The organism is Pseudorhodobacter sp. (assembly GCF_030452865.1).
Taxonomy (GTDB): domain Bacteria; phylum Pseudomonadota; class Alphaproteobacteria; order Rhodobacterales; family Rhodobacteraceae; genus Pseudorhodobacter.
Window position 1 is genome coordinate 1 of the sequence record NZ_JAKDLJ010000222.1, and the last position, 6,090, is coordinate 6,090.

At 60.4% G+C, this 6,090-nt stretch carries 6 protein-coding genes; 5 read left to right on the forward strand and 1 reads right to left on the reverse strand.

All coding sequences use genetic code 11. The features are described 5' to 3' along the window. The 3 genes from ribD to L0H65_RS12840 all read left to right on the forward strand — a co-directional run. A partial coding sequence (gene ribD / locus L0H65_RS12830) for a bifunctional diaminohydroxyphosphoribosylaminopyrimidine deaminase/5-amino-6-(5-phosphoribosylamino)uracil reductase RibD (RefSeq protein WP_301459445.1) occupies window positions 1-875 on the forward strand: 875 nt, incomplete at its 5' end. A gap of 99 nt (window positions 876-974) precedes the next feature. After that, the gene (locus tag L0H65_RS12835) at window positions 975-2,309 is read left to right on the forward strand and encodes an 8-oxoguanine deaminase (RefSeq protein WP_301459446.1); all 1,335 of its coding nucleotides are present in this window, start codon (window positions 975-977) and stop codon (window positions 2,307-2,309) included. 59 nt (window positions 2,310-2,368) lie between these two features. Next, entirely contained in the window at window positions 2,369-2,689 is a 321-nt protein-coding gene (locus L0H65_RS12840; protein ID WP_301459447.1) for a ribonuclease E inhibitor RraB, read from the forward strand. Window positions 2,690-2,776: 87 nt separating this feature from the next. Here L0H65_RS12840 and guaD read toward each other — a convergent pair whose 3' ends face one another. Continuing rightward, window positions 2,777-4,057, reverse strand: a complete 1,281-nt coding sequence (gene guaD / locus L0H65_RS12845) for a guanine deaminase (RefSeq protein WP_301459448.1) — start codon at window positions 4,055-4,057, stop codon at window positions 2,777-2,779. A gap of 131 nt (window positions 4,058-4,188) precedes the next feature. Here guaD and mgtE point away from each other — a divergent pair, with 131 nt between their 5' ends. Next, the gene (gene mgtE, locus L0H65_RS12850) at window positions 4,189-5,568 is read left to right on the forward strand and encodes a magnesium transporter (protein WP_301459449.1); all 1,380 of its coding nucleotides are present in this window, start codon (window positions 4,189-4,191) and stop codon (window positions 5,566-5,568) included. Beyond that, window positions 5,550-6,090, forward strand: a 541-nt coding sequence (locus L0H65_RS12855; protein ID WP_301459450.1) for a 5-formyltetrahydrofolate cyclo-ligase, incomplete at its 3' end; no start/stop codon positions are given. The genes mgtE and L0H65_RS12855, both read left to right, overlap by 19 nt.

Below are 6,090 nucleotides of genomic sequence, written 5' to 3' on the forward strand. Positions count from 1 at the left end.
TCGAACCCTGTGCCCATCATGGCAAAACGCCGCCCTGCGTCGACGGTTTGATTGCCGCTGGGGTGGCCCGTGTTTTCAGTGCGTTGACAGACCCCGACCCCCGCGTGACGGGCCGAGGTCATGCGATGCTGCGGGCGGCTGGTGTGGCGGTGCAGGAAGGGCTTTGCGCGGATGAGGCGCGTGCGCTGAACCGCGGCTTTCTGAAACGGGTGAGTCATGGCTTGCCTCTGGTAACGCTGAAATTTGCAACCAGCCTTGATGGCCGCATTGCCACCTCTTCGGGTGAAAGCCGCTGGATCACCGGGCCGGGGGCGCGGCGCGGCGTGCATGCCATGCGAATGGCGCATGATGCGGTGATCGTCGGGTCTGGCACTGCCGTCGCCGATGATCCGGATTTGACAGTGCGCGATTTGGGCGCGTTGTGGCAACCGGTGCGGATTGTGGTGGATAGCGCCTTGCAGCTCGGGCCACAGGGGCGGCTTGGCCAAACCGCGCGGGTGACCCCGGTTTGGATTTTGCACGGGTCGGGTGCGGATGCCGCGCGGCGGGATGCTTGGGCGAAAACCGGCGCGGATCTGATCGAATGTTCGGGCAAGGCCGGGCATCTGGACTTGCGTGCCGCGCTCAGCCTTTTGGCGGCGCGCGGGTTGACACGGGTGTTTTGTGAAGGCGGCGCGGGGCTTGCGGCCGCCTTAATCCGCGCCGGATTGGTGGATGATCTGGTGACATTCTCGGCAGGTGCGCTGATCGGAGAGGAAGGGCGCGCAGCCGTTGGCCCGCTTGGTCTGACTGCGCTTGGCGATGTGCCTCGGCTGCGGTTGGTGTCGCAAACTGCGGTTGCAGGTGATGTGCAAGCGCTTTGGCGGTTTGAATAGCGCGAGGCTTCAGTTAACCTGACGCTTGCACGAGTCCTTCACCCCCCTTCTGTCGTGCATTTCCCGATCCACCGAACGGGATCGCAAAAGGGAAGCCCAATGTCAGAAATTCTAGTCAAAAGTGCCGATGTCGTTGTGACGATGGATGGCGCGCGACGGGAGCTTGTCGGTGCGGATCTGCTCTGCCGCGATGGCGTGATTGTCGCTGTGGGGACGGGGCTTGTGACTTCGGGCCGGGTGATTGACTCCACGGGCTGTGTGGTGACGCCGGGCCTCGTGAACACGCATCACCACCTTTACCAAACTCTGACGCGCGCGGTTCCGGGTGGGCAGGATGCGCTGCTGTTTGGTTGGCTGAAAACACTTTATCCGATCTGGGCACGCTTTGGTCCGGAGGAGATTTTTACCTCGGCGCAAGTGGGTTTGGCAGAACTGGCGCTGACCGGTTGTTCCATGACCTCCGATCATCTTTATATGTATCCCAATGGCGCGCGGCTTGATGATACCATTGCGGCAGCGGCAGAAGTTGGCCTGCGCTTCCATCCGACGCGCGGCGCAATGAGCATCGGGGAAAGTGACGGTGGCCTGCCGCCCGACGCGCTGGTGGAACCGGAAGCTGCAATTCTGGAGGATTGTATCCGCGTGGTGGACCGCTTCCACGACGCGCGCGCAGGCGCGATGCTTCGGGTCGGCATTGCACCGTGTTCGCCCTTTTCCGTCAGTCGCGATCTGATGCGCGAGGCAGCACTTTTGGCGCGTGACAAAGGGGTGATGCTGCACACCCATCTTGCCGAGAACGATGAGGATGTCGCCTATTCGATGGAGAAATTCGGCTGCCGCCCCGGTCAATATGCCGAAGATCTGGGCTGGGTCGGGGAGGATGTTTGGCATGCGCACTGCGTGAAACTTGATGGCCGGGAGATTGACCTGTTCGCGCGCAGTGGAACCGGTGTTGCCCATTGCCCCTGTTCGAATTGCCGTCTGGGGTCGGGCATTGCACCGGTGCGCGCGATGCGCGATGCTGGCGTGAAGGTAGGTCTTGGCGTCGACGGATCAGCCAGCAACGACGCGGGCAATCTGGTGGCTGAAGCGCGTCAGGCGATGCTGTTGCAGCGGGTTGCGCGTGGGGCCGATGCGATGGGCGCGCGCGAGGCATTGGAAATCGCAACCCTCGGCGGCGCGCGGGTGCTGGGGCGTGGCGATTGTGGGTCGCTTGAACCGGGCAAGCGCGCCGATCTGGCGATTTGGGATGTTTCGGGCGTGGAGTCGGCGGGTTCGTGGGACCGTGTGGCCTTTCTGCTCGCCGGACCGTTGAAAGTGCGCGATCTGATCGTTGAGGGGCGCGAAGTGGTGCGCGATGGACGCCTGACCACCATTGATCTTGGCCATGTCGTCGCACGACAGAACCAGCTTGCGCGCGGATTGATGCAATAGAGCTTGCGGCGTGCAATCGCTTCCGGCAGGAAAAGAAAGCGGATCGGAAGGGAAACAACATGAGCCATGACTACAAGGCGCAACAGGCCGAAACCTTTGAAACTTTTGATGAAATCGGCAAGATTGACGATTTGCCGCAACGTGCGGTAGTCAATTTCCTGTTTCTTGCCGAGGAGGTCGATGCACCATTCGCGGCGGCGGAAAAAGCGTTGAAAGCAGCGGGATTCGCGACGCATCAAGATGAGGATGGTGAAACCCTCGAGGCGCGGATTGGCCCGATGGAGATTTCAGCCGCCGCGATCTGGGCAGAGGAAAAGCGCGCAACCGAGGTTGCGTTGAAATTCGGCTTTGACCCGGACGGCTGGGAATTGGTGGAGTAGCGGAGGGAAGCGGGGGGCGCTGCCCCCCCTGCGCCTGATGGCGCATTCACCCCCGGGATATTTTCGCAGAGAAGACGACGGAAATGTTCATCGTCTTTGGCCTCCAACATAGACGGCCTTTATCGCGCGATCGTCGCCCATCATGATCGTCGGGAACACCGATTGCCAGATGGTTTCGGCGCGGCGGGTAGCCTGTTCGATGGCTGGAGTTGAGGCGAGGTCGATCACGATCACATCCGCCTCCATGCCCTTGGCGATATTGCCGATCTTTTTTTCGGCATGAAGCGCGCGGGCGGAGCCTTGCGTGGCCAGCCACCACAGTTGCGAGGGGTGCAGCGGTGTGCCACGCAGTTGCGCCACCTCATAGGCCGCCGCCATGGTGCGCAGCATCGAGAAGGAGGAGCCGCCGCCGGTATCGGTGGCGAGGCCGACCCGCAACCCGCGCGCGACCAGCCCCTCCATGTCAAAAAGGCCCGAGCCGATGAACATATTGGAAGTCGGGCAATGCACGAGGCTGGCACCGACCTCGGCCAGACGGTCAATCTCACGCTCGGTCAGATGGATCGCATGACCATAGACCGCGCCCATGCCGAGCAGCCCTTGGGCTTCGTAGGTATCGAGGTAGTCGCGCGATTGTGGATGCAGTTGTTTGACCCATTCAATCTCATCAGGTTGTTCAGACAGATGGGTTTGCATCAGGCAATCGGGGTTGTCGCGCCAGAGTGCCCCCATCGCCGCAAGTTGTTCGGGGGTCGACGTGGGCGAGAAGCGCGGCGTGATGACATAGGACAGCCGGTCCACGCCATGCCATTTTTCGAGGAGTCGCTTGCTGTCGTCATAGGCCGATTGCGGCGTGTCGAGCAGGCCTTTCGGCGCATTGCGGTCCATGCAGGTCTTGCCGGCGTAGCTGCGCAACCCGCGCTTTTGCGCCTCGTTGAAGAAGGCATCGACGCTTTCGGGGTGAATTGTGGTGTAGGAACAAACGCTCGTCGTGCCGTTGGACAGGGTGAGATCGAAGTAGCGGGCGGCGATTTCGGCGGCATAATCCGGATCGGCAAAACGCATTTCCTCTGGAAATGTGTAGGTATTGAGCCAGTCGATCAACCGTTTGCCCCAACTCGCAATCATCGCGGTTTGCGGATAATGGACATGGGAATCAATAAAGCCGGCCGAAATCAATGCGCGGCCATAGTCTGTGACATGGGCTTGCGGATAATCCTTGCGCAACTGATCTGCCGGACCGGTGGCGGTGATTTCGCCGCCGATCATCACGACACCGCCGTTGGTTTCTACCTTGGCGGCATCGGCACCTTCGATGAAAGGGTCGCCGTGGAAGGACAAGACCTGCCCCAATATGAGTTCTGCCATTCGCATTGATCCTGTTGCCTGGTGGTTCCGAACAGCCTAGGTGTTTTCGATGCTCAGGTAAATTTTGCCCTCGTCTCTGTTTCTTTGAAAGACCTTATCATAAGGTCGGGGTAATCAGCAAAGGAGGCAGCATGGCCGATGACATCGCCGAGCAGGACGGGATTGAGGAGGATGTCCTCGATTCCCGTCGGATGGAGGCGATTTCAGAAGCGGTCGCAACCGAGGATTCGGGAAGGCTGGCCAGTTTGCTGGCACCGCTGCACGCTGCCGATATTGCCGACCTTCTGGAACAGATCGGCCGTTCCGAACGACGTGATTTGTTGCGGCTGTGGCCGGATGGCATTGACGGCGATATCCTGTCCGAACTGGACGAAGGCATCCGGGAAGAAATCATCGACAGCCTGGCGCCCGATGTTCTGGCCGATGCGGTGCGGGAACTCGATACCGACGATGTGGTCGATATCCTCGAGGATCTGGAGGAAGCCGATCAGGACCGGATTCTGGGCGCGTTGGAGGCAGAAGACCGGGTTGCCGTGCAACAGGCGCTTTCCTATCCGGATTATTCCGCCGGACGCCTTATGCAGCGCGAGGTTGTTGTTGCGCCCGTGGGTTGGAACGTCGGTCAGGCCATTGATTACATGCGCTCAACCGAGGGGCTGCCTGATCAGTTCTACCATGTGATCCTGGTCGATGATGGGATGAAGCCGCAGGGCTATGTCACGTTGGGCCGTGTGCTTTCGTCGCGTCGGGATGTGTTGTTGAAAGACATCGAGGAGGAGAGTTTCCGCACTATTGAAGCGACGGAACCGGAGGCGGATGTCGCCTATATCTTCAACCAGTATCACCTGATTTCCTGTCCTGTGGTCGATGAAAATGATCGGCTTGTTGGCGCTATCACGATTGATGACGCGATGAATGTGTTGGATGAAGAGCATGAGGAAGACATGCTCCGGATGGCCGGTGTCGGTGACGAGGCCAGCCTGTCGGACACGATTTTCGAGGCAGCAAAAGGTCGGGCGGTCTGGTTGTTCGTCAACCTGCTGACGGCGATTTTGGCCTCCAGCGTGATTGCGGAGTTTACCGATTCCATCAACAAGCTGGTGGCTTTGGCTGTTCTGATGCCGATTGTCGCCTCGATGGGGGGCAATGCAGGGACGCAAACGATGACGGTGGCGGTGCGGGCCTTGGCCACGCGGGACCTGACCGCGCAGAACGCCTTTCGGGTGATCCGGCGTGAGGCGGCGGTGGGTGCGATCAACGGGCTTGTCTTTGGCATGTTGATGGCGATAATCGCGGGCTGGTGGTTTGGCTTGCCCATGCTGTCCCTGGTGATCGGGATTGCGATGGTCCTGACGCTGATTTCCGCAGCGGCGGGTGGGATTCTGATTCCGATGGGATTGCAGAAGCTGGGGGTTGATCCGGCGCTTGCCTCTGGTCCGTTTGTGACAACAGTGACCGATGTGGTCGGATTCTTTGCGTTTCTGGAGTTGGCATCGTGGATCTTGCTGTGAAGGCCGAGGCACGAAAGCGGGCCTTTGCGTTGCGCAAGGCTGCTTTTACCGCAGGGCAGGGGCAGGCTGCGGAGATTTTGGCCGATTACCTTGCTCCCTATCGGCGGACCGTTCTGGCAGGATATATGCCGATGCGGACTGAGATTGATCCGATGCCTGCCATGGCTGTCCATGAAGGGCCAGTCTGTGTGCCGGTGGTCGTGGCGCAGGGACAGGCGCTGCGATTTCGGGAATGGTCGCCGGGCTGTGTGCTGGAGGCGGGGGCTTTCGGTGCGCTTATCCCGGTCGAAGGGACGTGGCTGGAGCCGGAGGTACTGATCGTGCCGCTGGTTGGGTTCGATGAGAGGGGCTATCGGCTGGGCTATGGTGGGGGCTTCTATGATCGGACTTTGCAACGGTTGCGCGCACGGGGTTCGGTTCTGGCTGTGGGGTTCGCCTTTGCGGCGCAGCAGATGGCGGAAGTTCCGATTGAGCCGACGGATCAGCGCCTTGACGTGATCGTGACGGATCGAGGGTTGGTCC

Excerpts from the sequence above, each read along its gene's own strand:
- mgtE (WP_301459449.1), top strand. The coding sequence starts at position 4,189 with ATGGCCGATGACATCGCCGAGCAGGACGGGATTGAGGAGGATGTCCTC.
- L0H65_RS12840 (WP_301459447.1), top strand. The coding sequence starts at position 2,369 with ATGAGCCATGACTACAAGGCGCAACAGGCCGAAACCTTTGAAACTTTT.
- guaD (WP_301459448.1), bottom strand. The coding sequence starts at position 4,057 with ATGGCAGAACTCATATTGGGGCAGGTCTTGTCCTTCCACGGCGACCCT.
- L0H65_RS12835 (WP_301459446.1), top strand. The coding sequence starts at position 975 with ATGTCAGAAATTCTAGTCAAAAGTGCCGATGTCGTTGTGACGATGGAT.